The following is a 17785-nucleotide window of genomic DNA, read 5'->3' as shown; positions in this document are numbered from 1 at the left end:
TCAGGCGCCGCGGCCGCGGAGGTCGACGAGGCCGTACCGGGTCGCGGCGACGAGGATCTGCACCCGGTCACGCACCCCGAGCTTCTCCATCACCTTGACGAACCGGGCCTTGACGGTCGACTCGGTGACGAAGAGCTCCTGCGCGATCTCCCGGTTGCTCATCCCGCGGGCCAGGAGCTGGATCACCTCGAGCTCCTTCTCGGTCAGCGACGCCAGGAGCGCGGCGTCGGGACGCACCTGGGCCGGCACCGACGCCTCCAGCCCGCGGACGACGTGCCGTGCCACCTCGGGCGACAGCACCGCGTCGCCGGAGGCCACGGTGTGCACGGCCGCGACGATGTCCCGCGGCAGGGTGTCCTTGACGAGATAGCCGGACGCGCCCGCCCGCAGCAGCTCGGTGACGTAGCGGTCCGTCGAGAAGGTCGTCAGGCCGAGCACCGCCACCTCGGGGTGCTCGGCGCGGATCTGCGCCGTCGCGGCCACGCCGTCCAGCACCGGCATCTGCATGTCCATGAGCACGACGTCCGGCCGCAGCGCCGCCGCCTGCTGCACGGCGACGCGGCCGTTCGACGCCTCGCCGACGACCTGGATCGACGGGTCGGCCGACAGGTAGTCGCGCAGCGTGTCGCGGATCATGGACTCGTCGTCCACCAGCAGCACCCGGATCATGCGTTCGGGACCCCCTCGGTCGTGTGCCGGACCCGCGCGTCGAGCGGGATCGTCATGGTGGTGCACCACCGGCCGTCGTCGGCACCGGCGGCCAGCTCGCCCCCGAACACCTCGCAGCGGGCGCGCATGGCCTCCAGGCCGGTCCGCGACGACGAGATCGGGGCGCCCGTGGCGACGACGTTCGTCGAGGCCAGGGTGACGGCGTCGGCCCCGACGGTGAGCCGGAGCTCCACCGGACGGGTGGCGTCGCCGTGCTTGAGGATGTTGGTGGCCAGCTCGCGGACCGTGCGGCGCAGGGCCTGGCGCAGGCTGGTGGGGACGCGGGACACCGCCCCGGTGGTGGTGAGGTGCGCGGTGAATCCCGCTCGTTCCAGCGCGTCGCCGACGCCGTGGAAGTCGCGCACGAACGCGGCGGCGGTCGTGGTCTCGCCGGACATCTCGAGGGCCTCGACGACGCTCGCCGCGGGGTCGGGCGGGGTGCCGTCGGCCGCCTCGGCCGTGGCGGCCGTGACGTCCTCCTTGAGGAGCACGACGAGGCTGCGCAGGTTCTGCAGGGCCTGCTGCGCGGACCGGCCGATGTTGTCGAGGATCGCGGCGGTCGTGGCGGGGTCGTCGACGAACTCTGCGCGCCGGGCCTGCATGGCGATGACGGTGACGTCGTGGGCGACGATGTCGTGCAGCTCGTGGGCGAGCCGGGTGCGCTCCTCGTTGCGGATGCGGGCCTGCCGTTCCTCGAGCTCGCGGACTTGCGTCTCGCTGCGCTCGGAGCGGAGCCGGAAGAAGTTGACCGTGAGGCCGGCCGTCGCGGCCAGGAGCGTCAGGACGGCGAGGCCGACGGCGAGGACCGTGCCCTGCGGGTTCGCCACGAGGACGAGCGGCATGGTGGCGACGGCGGACGCCGTGACGACGAGGGCGGGCACCCAGGGCAGCAGGTAGGCCGCGAAGCCGAGCACGATGATCGTCGGGAAGGCGAACGCCGACACGAGCAGGGAGTCGGCGCCCAGCGCGAGGATCGCCGCGTAGGCCACGAACCAGGTGGCGGTGGCGGGCACGATGCCCACCGCGAGGGCGAGGACCGGCACGTAGGGCAGCAGGAGCTCGACGACGCCGCGCAGGGAGGTCAGCTGGAGCGTGCCGCCGGTCGCGTCGAGCGCGACGAGGCCGACGAACGCGAGCACGAGCAGGGCCCTGGCGACCCACCCACCGGGCAGGCGACGGACCTGTGCCGTCCCCCGCTCCGTCACCGCTGTCACGCTCGTCAGGATAGGTGTCCCGGCGGCTCCTGCCGGGCCGCGCGGCAGCCGGTCGCGGGCACCATCGCGCCGGGTTGTACTTTCGTACAGCGCAGAAGTCGACTTCCGTCTATTGGATCTCGACGTGAGCCCCGCGATCCTCGACCCGTCACCGGGATGAACCGGGAACCGCTCACGGAAGAGGTCGTCACATGCTCACCTCCACGATCGCCGGGGCGCTCGTCGCCGCCGCGCTGGCCGGAACACCTGCTCAGGCACCTGCCGAGCTCGCCCCTGTGACGGCACCGGTCGTCGTCTCGGTCGGCACCGGGCCGGACGTCTCCACCACCTACTGGCGCGAGATGTGGTGCATCACCCTCGGTTGGTGCAAGTGACGCGGTAGCGCCGCCTTCCGCAGGACGCCCGGACGCCGCAGGCCCGCACCGGAAGCGTCCGGTGCGGGCCTGCGCCGTGACGGCCGTGGGTGTGGCGCCCCCACGGCCCGGTCCTGCTCAGGACACGGCGGGGACGACGGCGCCGCGCGGTGCCCGGACGGGCAGGATCGGTCCGGTGAGGTGCTTGCCGTGGGCCTTCACGGCGGCCGGGGAACGGAGCACCTGGTAGTCGTAGACGTCGGCCGGGTCCCAGTCCACGCCCCACGTGATCTCGGCCGGGAGCACCGAGCGCAGGTCGACGGGGCGCATGCGGAACCAGGAGCCGCGGTCGACGAACGCGCCACCCGCGCCCCAGACGGCCACGGACGCGTCGGCGCCCGGCCCCACGTAGTCGAAGACGTTGCGCTCCGAGACGATCTGCGACTCCACGCCGACCCCGATGAAGTACCCCGCGCCGGGCTTCAGCGGCGAGACCGGGTCGTTCACCGACGCCCGGAAGTAGTTGTTGACGACGTGCGCCTTGCCGAACCGCACGCGCGGGGAGCGCTGGGTGACGCCGTCGAACGCGTTCCGCACGAAGGTCACGTTGAGCCGGCCCTCGTCGGTGTCGGCGTTGTCGTCCCCCGACCCGATGAGCATGGCCTTGTCGTGGTCCTCGACCCGGCTGTTCGACATCGTCACGAAGTCGGTGCCGTCCTTGAGGTCGAACAGGCCGTCGTGGAAGTTGACCGGCTTGCCGCTGGGACCGATCGGGGCGGTGCTGTCGGGGAACCGCCCGTCGGTGAGCGTGACGTGGTCGAGCCAGATGTTGGTGCTGGTCACCGAGGAGACGGCGTCGAACCGCGCGTTCCAGGCGCCCTGCTCGCCGTCCCACGGGTCCCAGCTCGTGAAGAAGTCCCGGGGCGCCTCGACCGTGAGGTTGCGGATCACGACGTCGTGCGCCAGGTGCAGCATGATCGTGGCCCCGCGGACCTCCGCGTCCGCCCCGACCCCGAGGATCGTGGTGTTGCTCGGCACGGAGATCTCCGTCTGCCGCTTGAGGTTGTTGCTGCCGGTCTGGCGCTTGCGCCGCTGGTCCCCGCAGTAGTCGTGGGCGGCGTCGCTCCAGCCGGCATCGGTGAAGCAGCTCAGGTACTTCTGCAGGTCGTAGCCCGGGGCGTAGTCCTGCTCGCCCATGAGGGTGCCGTCGGCCCGCTCGTTGCCGTCGATCACGCCCTGGACGTAGACGACCTTGGGCTCCGTGCGCCGACCGTCGTTGTCGAGCGCGGCGAGCAGCTCGGCGCGGGTCGACACGAGGTAGGTGCTCGACGCGGCAGCGCCCGCGCCCCCGTCGGTGCCGCCGTTCGCGGTGGCCCACCCGGTCGGGGCGGCGTCGTCAGTGAGGTCGTGGACGGCTGCGGGCGGGGCGCTCGCGGCGGGCGGGGCCGCCTGCGCGGTGGCCCCGAGCGGCGCGGCGAGGGCGCCGATCGTGAGTGCCGCGGTGGCGACGGCGACGTGCGGGTGCCGGCGACGGGCACGGCGCCCGGCGGCGGGGGGACGGGTGGTGACCAGTGGGCGCACGACGACTCCTCGACGGTGAGAAAGCGGTTTCCCGCCTACCCTCACCCACCGTCCGACGGTTGTCAACAGCAACCGGTCCGGTCGCCGTCAGCGCTCGAGGCTCCACTCGCGGTCGGTGAGCATGCGCGCCACGGCCAGCCCGATCGCGAGGGACGCCACCACCAGCGCGGCCTCGACGGCGTACGCCACGGCCTGCACGGTCTCCCCGACGGAGAGGTCGTAGATCGCCCGGTACGCGGTGGCGCCGGGCACCATGATGACCACGGCGGGCACGGACACCGTCACGCGCGGCACGTTCATGCGCGGGGCGACGACGGCGGCCAGCAGCCCGACCAGCAGCGCGGCGGCCGCCGCGGCGGCCTGGACGGGGACCTCGGCGTCGACCATCCACAGGCGCACGACGTTCGCGACCATGCCGATCGCGGCAGCCGCCAGCGCCATCGTCCACGGGCTGTTGAACATCAGGGCGAACCCGAGCACCCCGAGGAAGCTCGCCAGCAGCCGCAGGGACACCAGCACGCCCGGCTCCAGCGCGGGCGGCGCCTCCGGCTCCGGCACCAGACCGACCAGCATCGACACCGCCCACAGGGCGAGCGCCGCCGACGTGAGGATCGTCAGGGCGTACGTGAGCCGCGCGACCCCCGCGGAGAAGTCGAGGCGGGCGAGGTCGAGCGCGCCCGTCACCAGCGGGAACCCCGGCACGAGGAACAGCACGGCGGACACGTAGCCCGCCTCGTGGCTGGTGGCCGCACCGCCGAGCGCGCCGAAGGCCGCCAGGAACAGGACGTACACGAGGGTCGCCAGCGCGGCGGCCAGCATGGTGACGCCGAGCTGGTTCCCACCGCGGTGGACCAGCGTGCGACGCAGCGCCTGCCCGGCGCCCGCGCCGAGGAACACCCCGACCACCTCCACGACGCCGCCGTTGTTGAGGAAGGCGAACGCGGCGCACGCGACCGCCGCCCACAGCGCGTTGAGCGCCGTCGGGTACAGCGGCCGCGCCGCCTGGATGCGGTCGAGCTCGCGGGTGGCGTCCTCGACCGTCACCGGCGCCCGGCGCTCCATGTCCTGCGCGAACCGTTCCAGCGCGCAGAGCCGGTTCGCGTCGATCCCGACCGAGCGGACCTCCGCCACCTCGGTGCGGAAGCTCGACCCGCGGTGCGACGTGGTCGTGATCTCCGTCAGCGTGACGTGCGCGTGGTGGTGCTCGACCCCCAGCGCGTGCGCGACCCGCGCCATCGAGGCCTTGACGCGGTACGCGCCCGTCCCGGCCGACAGGGACAGGCGGCCGACGCGCAGCGCCACGCCGGAGCGTCGGATGAGCTCGATCTCGGCGTCGTCGGGGGCCGTGGGCACGGGTCCATCCTCGCCGCCGCGACCGGGGTGCGCGCGCCCGACGACGACGCCGGGCCGCAGGTCGTGGCCGTCACGCCCCGCCGGCGGGCGCCGGGTCGTCGGGGTGGCGGGGCGAGGGCCGCACCTCGTCGCGCAGGCGTCCCATCCGGGCGTCCAGGTCGGCCGCGAGCCGCCCGGCGTCCTCGATCTCCGCCGCGAGGTGCGGGGGCATGTCGGCGCTGTACTTGTAGTGCAGCTTGTGCTCGATCGAGGCCCAGAAGTCCATGGCGATGGTGCGGATCTGGAGCTCGACCGGCACCCGCTCGACCGTCCGGGACAGGAAGATCGGCACCTCGACGATGAGGTGCAGCGACCGGTACCCGCTCTTCTTCGGGGCGGCGACGTAGTCCTTCGTCGCGAGGACGGTGAGGTCCTCCTGGGTGGCCAGCATCTCGGCGATCCAGTAGACGTCGGACACGAAGCTGCAGGTGATGCGGATGCCGGCGATGTCGCGGACCTCCGCGCGGATCGCCGCGACGGTCAGGTCGGTGCCCTGCCGGACCGCCTTGGCGAAGAGGCTGTCGGGAGACTTCAGCCGGGTCCGCACGTGCTCGATCGGGCTGTAGTCGTAGACGCTCTCGAACTCCTGGCGCAGGATGTCGATCTTGGTCGACATCTCCTGGATGCCGAACCGGTAGAGCAGCTGGAGGTGCAGGAACTCGTCGCGCAGCGCGCGCCAGCGGGAGAGCATCTCGCCGCCGCCGTCGGCGAGCCCCGCCGGCAGGGGCAGGTCGCCGTGCTCCGCCCGGATCCGCGCGACCAGCTCCCGCTCGATGCGCGCCGCGTCGGGCGTGTCGTCAGCCATCCTGGCCCCTTTCCCCCTGTGCCCGCTCAACGGTACGACCGGGGTCACGGTTCCGCGGCGCGGAACGTGCGCGCGGTGAATACGTCACCAGTCGGTCAAGAATCAATGAACCAAAGACCATGGTTTCAGGCCTTGCGCGACGGGAAACCGGTCTCTAGGATCGGGAAACCGGTATCTCACGGTGACGGGTCCATCGGGGCGTCCTCTCCAACGACGGAGCACGGGACGCGCTCGGGGCGAGTCGTCGGAGGTGGGCGAGGCGGAACTGGGGCCGCCTCGCCCACCGACGGCGGCACTGATGCGACCAACCACGAACCGGAGCGTGCACGACGACGTGGACGTCCGCAGCCAGCGGTCGACGCCGAGCCAGGCGGTCCCCGCCGCACGCAGGTTCGCAGCAGATCAGTCCCGCAGTTCAACGACGAAGGTGAGACGACGATGAGGCGATCAGTCGCTTCCAAGATCCTCGCAGCCGGGGCCACGGTGGCCGTGGCCGGCGCGGTGGGATTCACGACCCTCATGCCGGCAGCGGCCGACGTGACCGGCAGCGCCACGGGCTTCGCCACGCAGAACGGTGGCACGACCGGCGGCGCCGGCGGCCAGACGGTGCGCGCGACGACCGGCACGCAGATCCACGCGGCCCTGTGCAACCGGGCCGCCGACGACACGCCGATCATCATCGAGGTCGAGGGCACCATCAACCACGGCAACACCTCGAAGGTGTCCGGCGACTCCTGCAACACCGCCGACGGGGTGATCGAGCTCAAGCAGATCAGCAACGTCTCGATCGTCGGCGTCGGGAGCGGTGCGACGTTCGACCAGCTCGGCATCCACATCCGTGAGGCCGAGAACATCATCATCCAGAACGTCACCGTCAAGAACGTCAAGAAGTCGGGCTCCCCGACCTCGAACGGCGGCGACGCGATCGGCATGGAGTCCGGCGTCCGCAACGTGTGGGTCGACCACGTGAGCCTGGAGGCCTCGGGCGGCGAGTCGGAGGGCTTCGACGGCCTCTTCGACATGAAGGCCGACGTCAAGTACGTGACGCTGTCCTACTCGACGCTGAAGAACTCGGGTCGCGGAGGCCTCGTCGGCTCCAGCGAGTCCGACACGGCGAACAGCTTCATCACGTTCCACCACAACCTGTACCAGAACATCGACTCGCGGACCCCGCTGCTGCGCGGCGGCGTCGCCCACATCTACAACAACCACTACGTCCAGCTGAACGAGTCCGGGATCAACTCCCGGGCCGGGGCCAGGGCCAAGGTGGAGGACAACTACTTCAAGGACTCCAAGGACGTCCTCGGCACGTTCTACACCGACGAACCGGGCACGTGGGACGTCGACGGCAACATCTTCGACAACATCACCTGGTCGCCGAAGTCGGGGGACATCAACCCGGCCGGTCCGAACGTCACCTCGACGACGTCCGTCTCCGTCCCCTACTCGTACTCCACGGACGCCGCGAACTGCGTGCCGTCGGTCGTGGCCGCCACGGCCGGGGCGAACAAGGGCATGAAGGTCTCCGACGGATCGTGCTCGCCGGTCACCCCGACCGCGACGCCCACGTCCGAGCCCACCTCGGAGCCCACGTCGGAGCCGACGTCCGAGCCCACCGAGCAGCCCGAGCCGACGACGGGCACGATCTACGTCGCCCCGAACGGCTCCGCGAGCGCGGCCGGCACCCTCGCCGCCCCCACGACGCTCGCCTCGGCGATCACCCGCGTCGCGTCCGGCGGGGAGATCTTCCTGCGCGGCGGCACGTACAATCTGTCGCAGACGGTGACGATCCAGCCGGGCAACGACGGGAAGTCGACCGACCGCACCCTGCTGTCGGCGTACCCCGGCGAGAAGCCGGTGCTGAACTTCTCGGCGCAGGCCGAGGACTCGGCCAACCGCGGCCTCGCCATCGGTGGCGACTGGTGGCACGTCTACGGCATCGTCGTCGAGCACGCCGGGGACAACGGCATCCTGCTGGGCGGCAACAACAACATCATCGAGCGCGTCGTGACCCGTCACAACGCCGACACCGGCCTGCAGCTCTCCCGCCTCGTCGCGGGGGCGCCGTCGAGCGAGTGGCCGTCCAACAACCTCATCCTCTCCAGCGAGTCGCACGACAACGTCGACTCGGACGGCGAGGACGCGGACGGCTTCGCCGCGAAGCTGACCTCCGGCCCGGGCAACGTGTTCCGCAACACCGTCGCGCACCACAACATCGACGACGGCTGGGACCTGTACACGAAGTCCGACACCGGCCCCATCGGCACGGTCACCATCGAGAACTCCCTCGCGTGGGAGAACGGCACGCTGTCCAACGGCGGCCAGGCCGGCAACGGCGACCGCAACGGGTACAAGCTCGGTGGCGAGGACATCCCGGTGAACCACACCATCCGCAACTCGTACGCGGTGGACAACGGCAAGCACGGGTTCACCTACAACTCGAACCCGGGCTCGATCACGGTCGCGAACAACGTCGCGGTGGGCAACGCCCAGCGCAACTTCTCCTTCGACGAGGGCACCCACCGGTACAGCGGGAACACCTCCTGCGACTCGGGCTCGAACGACAAGACGGTCGGCACCGACCAGGGCGGCAACCAGTTCGACACCGGTTCGAACGGGTCGCGCTGCGCGGGCTACTCCGGTGAGCTCGGCTGGTCGTTCGCGGCGGACGGCACCCTCCAGGTGACCTTCGGCGGCAGCAACCCGAACCCGCAGCCGACCCCGACGCCGACCCCCACCCCGACGCCGGACCCGACCCCCACGCCGGACCCGACGACCCCGCCGACCGGCACCAACCTGTCGATCGGCGCCGGCTCGGACGGGTCGAGCAAGGCCAGCGGGACCAGCTACGGCAACGTCCGTGACGGCAGCCTGTCGACCTACTGGTCGCCCAGCGGCTCGACCGGCACCATCTCCATCAAGTGGGACTCGGCGAAGACCGTCTCGAAGGTCGTCGTGAAGACGGCGTCCGGCAGCGGCTCCATCACCGGGTGGCAGATCGTCAACAACGACAACGGGGCCGTGCTGAAGTCCGGCACGGGCGCGCCCGGCACGGTGAGCTTCACCGCGACGTCGACGAACAAGGTCAGCCTCGTCATCACCGGCGCGTCGGGCACCCCCCGGATCGCCGAGCTCGAGACCTACACGAGCTGACCGGGCCCACCCGGCACGACTGACGACGCCGAGCCCCGGTGCGGTCCACGGACCGTGCCGGGGCTCCGGCGCGCGCAGGTCAGGACACGGTGAACGCCGCGACCTGCAGGTCGGTGACCTCCGGGACCTCGTGCAGCCAGGCCGACGAGGTGCCGCCCTCGTCGAGGAAGGCCTCGTGCAGGCGGACGTCGCACCGGTGGAAGGTCTGCACGGACCGGACGGCGCCGAGCATCGCCAGCAGCGGGCCGGCGAGGTCGCCGCCACCCTCGTCGTCCGATGTCCGGGCGCTGCACCCGGCCCCCGTGGTCTCGAGGTGCACGAGGACGCGGGTGCCCCGGAACCAGGGCTCGGAGTACAGGATCGCCACCAGCACCCCGGGTGCCTCGGGCGCGAAGGACGTGCAGCCCCGGACGCCCGGGCGCACCGTGCAGGACAGCGGCGCCGGCGCCGCGGTCAGCATGACGTCGGGCCGCAGCTGCCCCGCGTGGAACGGGCGGGGCTCGGCGGACGCCGGGACGGCCGGCGAGGCGAGGGCGAGCGTGGCGGCCGAGGCGACCGCGGCCGCCGCGACGAGGGCGACGCGCGCAGCACTGCGCAAGGTGCGGGACATGGGGACCACCGCTCCGGACGAGGAGGATGCTGATGCCGATGAAGAGGGTCCCCGGTGCACGGCCGATACAGGACCGGCGCCGGTTTCACCCGGCGCCGGCGTCCGCTCAGACCCCCGCGCGGAGCCCGGCGGCGCGGGACCGTCCGGCGAACGGGTCGGGGGTCAGCGTGTACTTCGTCTGCAGGTACTCGGCGATGCCCTCCGCGCCGCCCTCGCGCCCGAGGCCGGACTGCTTCCAGCCGCCGAACGGCGCCGCGGCGTCGGACACCACGCCCACGTTGAGGCCCATCATCCCCGTCTCCAGGCGCTCGACCATCCGCTGGCCGCGGGCCAGGTCCACCGTGAAGACGTAGGACACGAGGCCGTACTCGGTGTCGTTCGCGAGGGCGACGGCCTCGTCCTCGTCGTCGAACGGGACGATCGCGAGCACCGGGCCGAAGATCTCCTCGCGCAGGATGTCGCTGCCCGGCCGCACGTCCGACAGCACGGTGGCCGCGTAGAAGGAGCCCGGCCCGCCGAGCGGCTTGCCACCCGTGCACAGCGTCGCGCCGCGGGCCACCGCGTCCTGCACGAGCGCGTCGGTCGTCGCCACCGCGCGGTCGTCGATGAGCGGGCCGACGGTGACGCCGGGCTCCGTCCCGCGACCGGTGCGGAGCTCCACGACCCGCGCCGTGACGCGGCGCGTGAACTCCTCGACGACGGAGCGGTGCACGAGGAACCGGTTGGCCGCCGTGCACGCCTGCCCGATGTTGCGGAACTTCGCCGCCATCGCGCCGTCGACCGCCAGGTCGAGGTCGGCGTCGTCGAACACGACGAACGGAGCGTTGCCGCCGAGCTCCATGGACGTGCGCAGCACGCCGTCGGCGGCCTGCTTGAGCAGCGTCCGCCCCACCGGCGTGGACCCGGTGAACGACACCTTGCGCAGCCGCGGGTCGCCGATGATCGCCTCGGACACGGCGGCGGTGCGGGTCGTCGTCACGACGTTCACCACGCCCGCGGGCACCCCCGCGTCCTGGAGGACGCGGGCGAGGAACAGGGTGGTGAGCGGGGTGAGCGTCGCGGGCTTGACGACGACCGTGCACCCGGCGGCCAGGGCCGGGGCGATCTTGCGGGTCGCCATCGCCAGCGGGAAGTTCCACGGCGTGACCAGGTAGCAGGGGCCCACCGGGTGCTGGGTGACGATCATCCGGCCCGTGCCCGCCGGGTTGGCGCCGTAGCGGCCCTGGACGCGCGGCGCCTCCTCGCCGAACCACCGCAGGAACTCGCCGCCGTACGCGATCTCGCTGCGTGCCTCCGCCAGCGGCTTGCCCATCTCGACCGTCATGATCAGCGCGAGCTCGTCGGCCCGCTCGACGAGCAGGTCGAACGCGCGCCGCAGGATCTCCCCGCGGGTCCGGGCCGGGGTCGCGGCCCAGGAGGGGAAGGCGGCGCACGCCGCGTCGAGGGCCGCGGTGCCGTCGGCGACGGTCGCGTCGGCGACGTGCGCGACGGTGCGACCGGTGGCCGGGTCGGCGACGGCGACGATGGCGCCGTCCTGCGCCGGACGCCAGGTGCCGCCGACGAACAGGTCGCCGGGGACGTCGGCCAGCACCGCGTCCTCACGGGGGTCGCTCATGAGATCTCCTTGGTCGGGCAGGTCCGGGGGCGACCCCGGGGGAAGGGTGGGCGCGGTCCGACCGCGCCGGTGTGCAGGGCTCAGTCCGCCAGCACGGCGAGCAGGTCGCACTGCACGAGCGAGCCGCCGTCGAGCTCCGCCGCGACCACCCGGCGCGCCGGCCGGGTGGCCGGGTCGGGGAACAGGGCGGTCCACTCCCGGTTGAGGGCCGCGCGGTCGCGGAAGGCCACGAGCCGCACCGTCATCGACAGCAGGTCGTCGGTGGAGCCGCCGGCCGCCGCCAGCACGGCCCGGACGTGCGCGAACATGTTCGCGCACTGCGCGTCCAGGCCGACCGGCATCTCCCCGGTCGCGGGGTCCCGGCCGGTGAGGACGCCGGTGGCGAGGAACGGCCCGATCCGGCTCGCGACCGGCACGGGGTTGGCGTGCCCGAAGCCGGGGACGTCGACGACGACGCGGCGCGGGCGCCCCGGGTCGCCGGAGGTCACGGCGCGTCCACGATCGTGTTCTCGATCGACCCGAGGCCCTCGACCGTCGCGCGGACCACGTCGCCCGGCTTCAGCCACCGCTGCGTCGGCGCCCCGATCCCCGCCGGGGTGCCGGTGGCGAGCACGTCCCCCGGCATGAGGGTCATGACGGTCGACAGGTAGGCGATCTGCTCGTAGACGTCGTGGATGAGGTCGTCGGTGCGGGCGCGCTGCCGCTCCTCGCCGTTGACGGTGAGGCTGAGCTCGAGGTCGTGCGGGTCCGGTACCTCGTCCGCGGTGGTGAGCCAGGGGCCGAGCGGGCCGTGCGTGTCGAACGACTTGCCGAGCGTGAACGTCGGCGAGCGCTTCGCCAGCCAGTCGCGCACGGACACGTCGTTGGCGACCATGTACCCGCCGATCACGCCCGGTGCCTCCGCGCGGGAGACGTGGCGGCAGCGGCGGCCGATCACCACGGCCAGCTCGACCTCGTAGTCGAGCTGCTCCGACACGGCCGGCCGCTCGACGTCCGCGAACGGGCCCACGATGCAGGACACCTGCTTGTTGAACCACATCTGCGTCTCGGGGACCGGGATCCCCGCCTGCCGCGCCTCCTCGGCGTGCGCGGCATAGTTCATGCCGATGCCGAGGTACTTCTGCGGGTCGTCGACCGGTGCCTCCAGGACGACGTCGGCGAGCGCGTGCCGCGCACCGTCGGCCGCGAGGACCGCGTCGCGGAGCAGGGGCAGGTCGGGCAGGAGGGCCCGCAGCGAGGTACCGACGCCGGGGACGTCGGAGATGTCGGTGAGGGTGTCGCCGTCGACGCGGCCGAGGCGCACCGGGCCGTCGCCGGTGCGGAAGCGTGCGATCTTCATCGTGCGGAGTCCTTCTGGTCGTCGGGGCCGGCCGCGAGCTGGGAGGGCAGGGCGCCCCACTCCTGCTTCCCGTCCGGGGTCATCTGGAAGCTGACGAACCGCCAGCGGCCGTCGTCGCCGCGCACGAGCACCTGGGTGGCGACGCCGCCCAGGGTGCGTTCGCCGCCCTCGGCGGTCCGCAGCCGGTTGACGATGCGGCCCGTCACCACGGCGACGTCGTCCCCGATCGTGCGCACGACGAGGTCGTCGCGGGTGACGGCGAGGTACGCGTGCCGGGTGGCCACGTGCTCCATCAGCAGCGCCTTGGTGTGGATCAGGCCCGGGGCGTGGACGTGCACGAGGGTGTCGTCGAAGAGGGCGTCGAGCGCGTCGAGGTCGTGCGCGACCAGCGCGGCCCGGCGCGCGTCCTCGGTGGCCAGGACGGCCGCGCGCGTCGCGGCGTCCGCGACCCGTACGGCGCTCACAGCAGGCCTCCGTAGGAGCCGCCGTCGAGCTGGAGGTTCTGCCCGGTGAGGTAGCCGGCGCGGGCCGAGCAGAGGAACGCGCAGGCGTCGCCCACCTCCTCGGGGCGGCCGAGCCGCCCGACCGGGATCGTGGACGCGATGCGTCGGAAGGCCTCGGCGCGGTCGATGCCGTGCCGGTCCATGAGCCGCTGGGACATGAGCTCCTGCCGTGGGGTGTCGATGCGTTCGGGGAGAAGGGTGTTGACGGTGACGCCGTCGCGCGCGACCTCGCGGGAGACGGCCTTGCTGATCGCGGTGAGCGCGGCGCGCGCCGAGGCCGACAGGCCCATGTCGGCCGCCGGGGCCTTCACCATCGCCGAGGTGAGGTGCACGACCCGCCCGAAGCCGCGCTCGCGCATGCCGGGGACGTACGCGCGCATCAGCTCGACGGCGGGGACGGCGTTCGCGGCGAGCGCCCCGGTCAGGGCGGAGGCGTCCCAGTCGGCCAGCGTGCCCGGCGGCGGCCCGGCGTTGTTGGTGACCAGGATGTCGACGTCGGGCACCGCGGCGCGGATCGCCGCGCGGCCATCCCCGGTCGTGAGGTCGGCGGCGACCCAGGAGACCCGGGCCCCGCCGACCGTCCCGCCGGACCCCTCGTCGACCTCGTCGGCGAGGGACCGCGCGACCGCCGCCAGCTTCGCGGCGTCGCGTCCGTTGATCGTCACCGCGACGCCCTCCCGGGCCAACGAGCGCGCGCACGCGAGGCCGAGCCCCTGCGACGAGGCGGCCACGAACGCGCGGCGTCCGGCGATGCCGAGGTCCATCGGACGGTCCTCCCCCGTGGTCGGGTCAGCGGGTCAGGGCGTGCTCGGTGCGGTAGCCGGTCGCCTGGCCGGCCTCCCACCCCGGGCGCGGCTGCCCGACGAGACGGTGGTACTTCGAGAAGATCTCGTCGGCCTCCGCCAGCGGGAGGACGTCCTCGACGTCGGTGAAGCGCTCCCCGCCGGTGCGGTCCTCGACCATGCGGCGGATGACCTCGTAGCCCTCGCCACGGTGCGCCATGACGATCCCGTTCACGGCCGCCAGCCGCTCCGCCTCGAACGCCTTGAGGGCGGCGTCCACGTCGTCGGTCGCCGCCAGGTTCCGGGCGAGCGCCCCGCCGTCGACGATCGCCTGGCAGGCGCCGTTGCCGCCGCGCGGGTACATCGCGTGCGCGGCGTCCCCGATCAGCAGCACGCGGCCGTCGATCCACGTGTCGAGGGGGTCGTGGCGGATCAGGGGGAACAGGTAGACCTCGCGGGCGTTGCGCAGCATCTCCTGCACGTCGAGCAGCGGGATGTCGGTCTGGTCGTAGTAGCCGATGATCTCGTCGACCGTGCCGACCTGGTTCCAGTCCTCGACCGTCTCGTCGCGCATCGCCTCGACCACCCAGTTCACCAGGACCTTGCCGGTGCCCTCGAAGTCGTTCGCGATGGGGTAGACGATCATCGACGACGACTGCGGGGCGCCGATGTGCAGGATCGTGCTGCCCGAGCCGAACGGCTCCATGAGGGTCGTGCCGCGCCACATGGTGATACCTGAGTAGACGGGGTCGGCGCTGGCCGGGTGCATCTGGCGGCGGACGACCGAGTTGATGCCGTCGGCGGCGATCACGAGGTCGGCGGTCACCCGGCTCTCGGTGCCGTCGGCGTGCCGGAGGTCCAGGGTGACCGTGCTGTCGTCGTTGTTCGTGTACCGCAGGGTCCGGGCACCCTGCACGACGGCGTCCTCGCCGAGTCGTTCGACCACCGTGCGGTGGAGCAGCATCTGCAGGTAGCCCCGGTGCACGAAGCGCTGCTCGTGCAGGTAGCCCATGTGGACGCCGCACAGCTCGGCGTAGATCTCCTGGCCGTACTTGTTGTAGAAGATCGACTCCTTGGCGTCCACCGACATCGCCCGGAACTCCTGGAGGATGCCGAGCTCCTCCAGCTCCTTGGTGCCGTAGACCTTGACGTCGATGCCGACGCCGAGCGGTCGCAGCTCCGCGACGGTCTCGTAGATCCGGGGACGGAAGCCCTGCTGGTGCAGGCGCAGGGCGGCGGCGAGGCCGGCGGGGCCGGCGCCGATGATGGCGATGTCGAGCATGGTGTCCTCGTTCTCTGGCGGGCGCCGGTCAGCGGTGACCGGTGGCGGTGGGGGTGCGGTCGGCGGTGTGCGCGGTGACCGTGAGCGCGGGGAAGCGCTCGTGCAGGAACCGGGTGGTGGCCTGCCAGGCGCGGGCCGCGCTGCGGGGGTGGTAGGCGACGACGTCCGGTCGCGGGGAGCCCGCCGCGTGCGGGCTGGTGAACGCGTGCACGGTGCCGCTGTAGAGGTCGAGCTCCCAGTCGACGCCGGCCTGGTCGAGGGCGTCCTGGAGCGTGGTGCGCTGGGCGGCGGTGGCCATGGGGTCGTCGGCGCCCGTGCACACGAGCACGGGCACGGTCGGGTCGACGGCGGACCAGTCGGCGTCCGGGTCGAGCAGGTCGAGGCCGGCGTGGACCGCCACCGCACCCCGCACGGCGCCGCCGGTGCGCAGGTATTCGAGCACGGACGAGCCGCCGAAGCAGTAGCCGAGCGCGACGACGGCGCGGCCGTCGACCTCCGGCTGGGCGGCGGCGGCCTCGTGCGCGGCGGCGACGCGGCCGATCCACCGCGACCGGTCGGCGACCATCGCGCCGATGAGCGGGCCGATCTGGTCCTCGGCGGTCGGCAGGGTGCGCTCGCCCCACACGTCGGCGACGAACACCGCGAGGCCGAGCTCGGCGAGCCCGTGGGCGACGGCGAGCATCTCGTCCGAGACACCGAACGCGTCGTGGACCAGCAGCACCGTCGGAGCGTCGACGGCGGTGGTCGGCGCGCACAGCGCCCCGATCATGCGGGTCCCGTCGTGGGAGTACTCGACGTCCCGCACGTGCAGGTCGTTCATGGGCCACCTTCCGGTCCGTGCGGCGAGCGAGGTGGTGCGGCGTGGCGTCGGGTCCGTCCCCGCGCCGTCGGCGGTCCGTCGTCGGGCCGCGTGCCTGTCGCTCAACGCTGAAGCGTGGCTGGATCGTATACGAAGTTCGACGATGCCCACAACGGGGAGAGCGTGTCCCAGGGCGTGAGGGCGACCGGGAAAGCCTGTGTTTCCGCCCCTGGTGACCCGCGATCGGCGGCCTCCGGGCGTCGTGGCTCGATCGTGACTTGTCGGATCGGTCACGGCCTGCATATGATTTCCAACACGATCTGGCCCCGGGCCTGGCGGAACCTCGCCGGACCTCGACCGGATCGTCCGACGGTCAGCCGCCGGTCGTGCCGACGCGACCCACGCCGACCCGAGGAAGCGAGTCACCACCGTCCCCGCGGCGTCGCGGGGAAGCACGCCGGAGTGCACCGGAGAACGACCGTAGGACGGGAGCAGCACACGACATGACCGTCGTCGACATCAACATCCACCACCTGCCCGAGGACCTGTTCTCGAACGAGAAGATCCTCAACGGGTTCCTCGACAGCGCTCCTCGCGGCTTCGGCGAGATCGCCCGCGTCGCGACGACCGCGCAGGGCAAGCAGCAGCTCGTCCTCGAGAAGCCGGCCGGGTACCAGAACCTCAACTACGTCGACGGGGACTACTCCGTCGAGGCCAAGCTCGCCGCGATGGACGACGCCGGCGTCGACTACGGCGTCATGCGCGTCCCCGTCTGGCAGGAGTGGCTGCCGCTGGACATCTGCCGCGAGGTCAACGACAACGCTGCCGACATCGTCAAGCGGTCGAACGGGCGGCTGTTCGCCACCGCCTGCGTGCCGCCGTGGGGTGGCAAGGAGAACATCTACGAGCTCGAGCGCTGCGTGCACGAGCTCGGCGCCGTCGGCGTCCAGCTCGCCTGCCACTACGGCCAGCTCTACCTCGACGACCCGGTCTTCGAGCCGTACCTCAAGGTCATCGAGAAGCTCGACGTGCCCGTCGTCGTGCACCACACGCCGCTGCCGGTCGAGTGGCGGTCCGTCATCGACTACACGAACCTGCGCCGCGAGTACGGCCGCATCCTCGACCAGGGCACCGCGGTGGGCCGTGAGCTGTTCAGCGGCATGTTCGACCGCATGCCGGGCCTGCGCTTCATCCACACGATGATGGGCGGCAACTGGTTCGCCAACACGGCGCTGCTCACCCCGCACGCCTCCAACAAGGCCGAGGCGCTCGACCGTCTCGACCCCACCGGCGGCGAGAAGATCAAGAGCTACCTCGAGCAGAACATCTTCTTCGACATGACCCACCCCCACTCGTGGGGCAAGGACCAGGTCGAGGCGGCCATCAAGATCAACGGAGCCGACCACTACCTGTTCGGGTCCTCGTTCCCCGTGTTCTACGGCTGGATGAGCCAGGGAGTGGAGTTCGTCAAGAACGAGCTCGAGATCAGCGACGCCGAGCGAGAGCTCGTCCTGTCGGGCAACGCCGCCCGGCTCTTCAACCTCCCGATCTGACCCGCACCGCACCACGCCCGCCGGCACCCCGCCGGCGGGCGGGCCGAACGATCCCCTCTCACGTCAGGCTCGGCGCAAGGAGGCGCCCCCATCATG

Annotated in this window: 16 protein-coding genes; 3 read left to right on the top strand and 13 right to left on the bottom strand. The window is 72.3% G+C overall.

Annotated features, from left to right (window positions below):
• Window positions 1-669 (bottom strand): response regulator, encoded by a 669-nt coding sequence (locus I598_RS12275; protein ID WP_068203205.1) that lies wholly within the window; start codon window positions 667-669, stop codon window positions 1-3.
• Window positions 666-1922, bottom strand: coding sequence for a sensor histidine kinase (locus I598_RS12270; protein WP_232314147.1), 1257 nt, complete (start codon window positions 1920-1922; stop codon window positions 666-668). The genes I598_RS12275 and I598_RS12270 overlap by 4 nt, the downstream gene beginning before the upstream one ends.
• A 191-nt stretch (window positions 1923-2113) precedes the next feature.
• Between I598_RS12270 and I598_RS12265 the strand changes: the two genes are divergently transcribed.
• Window positions 2114-2296 (top strand): hypothetical protein, encoded by a 183-nt coding sequence (locus tag I598_RS12265; protein ID WP_068203203.1) that lies wholly within the window; start codon window positions 2114-2116, stop codon window positions 2294-2296.
• 117 nt (window positions 2297-2413) lie between these two features.
• Here the strand turns inward: I598_RS12265 and I598_RS12260 are convergent, their stop codons facing one another.
• The 3 genes from I598_RS12260 to I598_RS12250 form a co-directional block, all read right to left on the bottom strand.
• Window positions 2414-3856 carry a pectate lyase family protein gene (locus tag I598_RS12260; protein WP_232314146.1) on the bottom strand — a complete coding sequence of 481 codons (1443 nt, stop codon included), beginning with the start codon at window positions 3854-3856 and terminating at the stop codon, window positions 2414-2416.
• A gap of 87 nt (window positions 3857-3943) precedes the next feature.
• On the bottom strand, window positions 3944-5209 hold the full coding sequence (locus I598_RS12255; RefSeq protein ID WP_068203202.1) for a threonine/serine exporter family protein: 1266 nt from the start codon (window positions 5207-5209) through the stop codon (window positions 3944-3946).
• Window positions 5210-5279: 70 nt separating this feature from the next.
• Window positions 5280-6053, bottom strand: coding sequence for a GTP pyrophosphokinase (locus I598_RS12250; RefSeq protein WP_083973248.1), 774 nt, complete (start codon window positions 6051-6053; stop codon window positions 5280-5282).
• Between the two features lie 438 nt (window positions 6054-6491).
• On the opposite strand from I598_RS12250, the gene I598_RS17450 reads away from it, so the two are divergent.
• On the top strand, window positions 6492-9206 hold the full coding sequence (locus I598_RS17450; RefSeq protein WP_083973246.1) for a pectate lyase family protein: 2715 nt from the start codon (window positions 6492-6494) through the stop codon (window positions 9204-9206).
• 79 nt (window positions 9207-9285) lie between these two features.
• On the opposite strand, the gene I598_RS12240 is transcribed toward I598_RS17450, so the two are convergent.
• The 8 genes from I598_RS12240 to I598_RS12205 form a co-directional block, all read right to left on the bottom strand.
• The gene (locus tag I598_RS12240) at window positions 9286-9816 is read right to left on the bottom strand and encodes a hypothetical protein (RefSeq protein ID WP_068203201.1); all 531 of its coding nucleotides are present in this window, start codon (window positions 9814-9816) and stop codon (window positions 9286-9288) included.
• Between the two features lie 106 nt (window positions 9817-9922).
• Window positions 9923-11431: an NAD-dependent succinate-semialdehyde dehydrogenase gene (locus tag I598_RS12235; RefSeq protein WP_068203200.1), complete on the bottom strand. Its 1509-nt coding sequence runs from the start codon at window positions 11429-11431 to the stop codon at window positions 9923-9925.
• Between the two features lie 80 nt (window positions 11432-11511).
• Window positions 11512-11919: a RidA family protein gene (locus I598_RS12230; RefSeq protein WP_068203199.1), complete on the bottom strand. Its 408-nt coding sequence runs from the start codon at window positions 11917-11919 to the stop codon at window positions 11512-11514.
• Window positions 11916-12770: a fumarylacetoacetate hydrolase family protein gene (locus I598_RS12225; protein ID WP_068203198.1), complete on the bottom strand. Its 855-nt coding sequence runs from the start codon at window positions 12768-12770 to the stop codon at window positions 11916-11918. The genes I598_RS12230 and I598_RS12225 overlap by 4 nt, the downstream gene beginning before the upstream one ends.
• Entirely contained in the window at window positions 12767-13234 is a 468-nt protein-coding gene (locus I598_RS12220) for a YybH family protein (RefSeq protein ID WP_068203197.1), read from the bottom strand. Before I598_RS12220 ends, I598_RS12225 begins: the two co-directional genes overlap by 4 nt.
• A complete protein-coding gene (locus I598_RS12215) occupies window positions 13231-14037 on the bottom strand; it encodes an SDR family oxidoreductase (protein ID WP_068203196.1) in 807 nt (268 codons plus the stop codon). The genes I598_RS12220 and I598_RS12215 overlap by 4 nt, the downstream gene beginning before the upstream one ends.
• A gap of 25 nt (window positions 14038-14062) precedes the next feature.
• Entirely contained in the window at window positions 14063-15337 is a 1275-nt protein-coding gene (locus I598_RS12210; protein ID WP_068203195.1) for an FAD-dependent monooxygenase, read from the bottom strand.
• Between the two features lie 28 nt (window positions 15338-15365).
• Window positions 15366-16157 carry a dienelactone hydrolase family protein gene (locus I598_RS12205; protein WP_068203194.1) on the bottom strand — a complete coding sequence of 264 codons (792 nt, stop codon included), beginning with the start codon at window positions 16155-16157 and terminating at the stop codon, window positions 15366-15368.
• Window positions 16158-16639: 482 nt separating this feature from the next.
• On the opposite strand from I598_RS12205, the gene I598_RS12200 reads away from it, so the two are divergent.
• A complete protein-coding gene (locus I598_RS12200) occupies window positions 16640-17689 on the top strand; it encodes an amidohydrolase family protein (protein ID WP_068203193.1) in 1050 nt (349 codons plus the stop codon).
• Window positions 17690-17785 lie beyond the last annotated feature (96 nt).

Origin of the sequence: Isoptericola dokdonensis DS-3, assembly GCF_001636295.1 — a bacterium.
Taxonomy (GTDB): domain Bacteria; phylum Actinomycetota; class Actinomycetes; order Actinomycetales; family Cellulomonadaceae; genus Isoptericola; species Isoptericola dokdonensis.
This window is presented reverse-complemented; position numbering and strand designations above follow the sequence as displayed.

Excerpts from the sequence above, each read along its gene's own strand:
- I598_RS12275 (WP_068203205.1), bottom strand. The coding sequence starts at position 669 with ATGATCCGGGTGCTGCTGGTGGACGACGAGTCCATGATCCGCGACACG.
- I598_RS12265 (WP_068203203.1), top strand. The coding sequence starts at position 2,114 with ATGCTCACCTCCACGATCGCCGGGGCGCTCGTCGCCGCCGCGCTGGCC.
- I598_RS12250 (WP_083973248.1), bottom strand. The coding sequence starts at position 6,053 with ATGGCTGACGACACGCCCGACGCGGCGCGCATCGAGCGGGAGCTGGTC.
- I598_RS17450 (WP_083973246.1), top strand. The coding sequence starts at position 6,492 with ATGAGGCGATCAGTCGCTTCCAAGATCCTCGCAGCCGGGGCCACGGTG.
- I598_RS12240 (WP_068203201.1), bottom strand. The coding sequence starts at position 9,816 with ATGTCCCGCACCTTGCGCAGTGCTGCGCGCGTCGCCCTCGTCGCGGCG.
- I598_RS12235 (WP_068203200.1), bottom strand. The coding sequence starts at position 11,431 with ATGAGCGACCCCCGTGAGGACGCGGTGCTGGCCGACGTCCCCGGCGAC.
- I598_RS12225 (WP_068203198.1), bottom strand. The coding sequence starts at position 12,770 with ATGAAGATCGCACGCTTCCGCACCGGCGACGGCCCGGTGCGCCTCGGC.
- I598_RS12215 (WP_068203196.1), bottom strand. The coding sequence starts at position 14,037 with ATGGACCTCGGCATCGCCGGACGCCGCGCGTTCGTGGCCGCCTCGTCG.
- I598_RS12210 (WP_068203195.1), bottom strand. The coding sequence starts at position 15,337 with ATGCTCGACATCGCCATCATCGGCGCCGGCCCCGCCGGCCTCGCCGCC.
- I598_RS12205 (WP_068203194.1), bottom strand. The coding sequence starts at position 16,157 with ATGAACGACCTGCACGTGCGGGACGTCGAGTACTCCCACGACGGGACC.
- I598_RS12200 (WP_068203193.1), top strand. The coding sequence starts at position 16,640 with ATGACCGTCGTCGACATCAACATCCACCACCTGCCCGAGGACCTGTTC.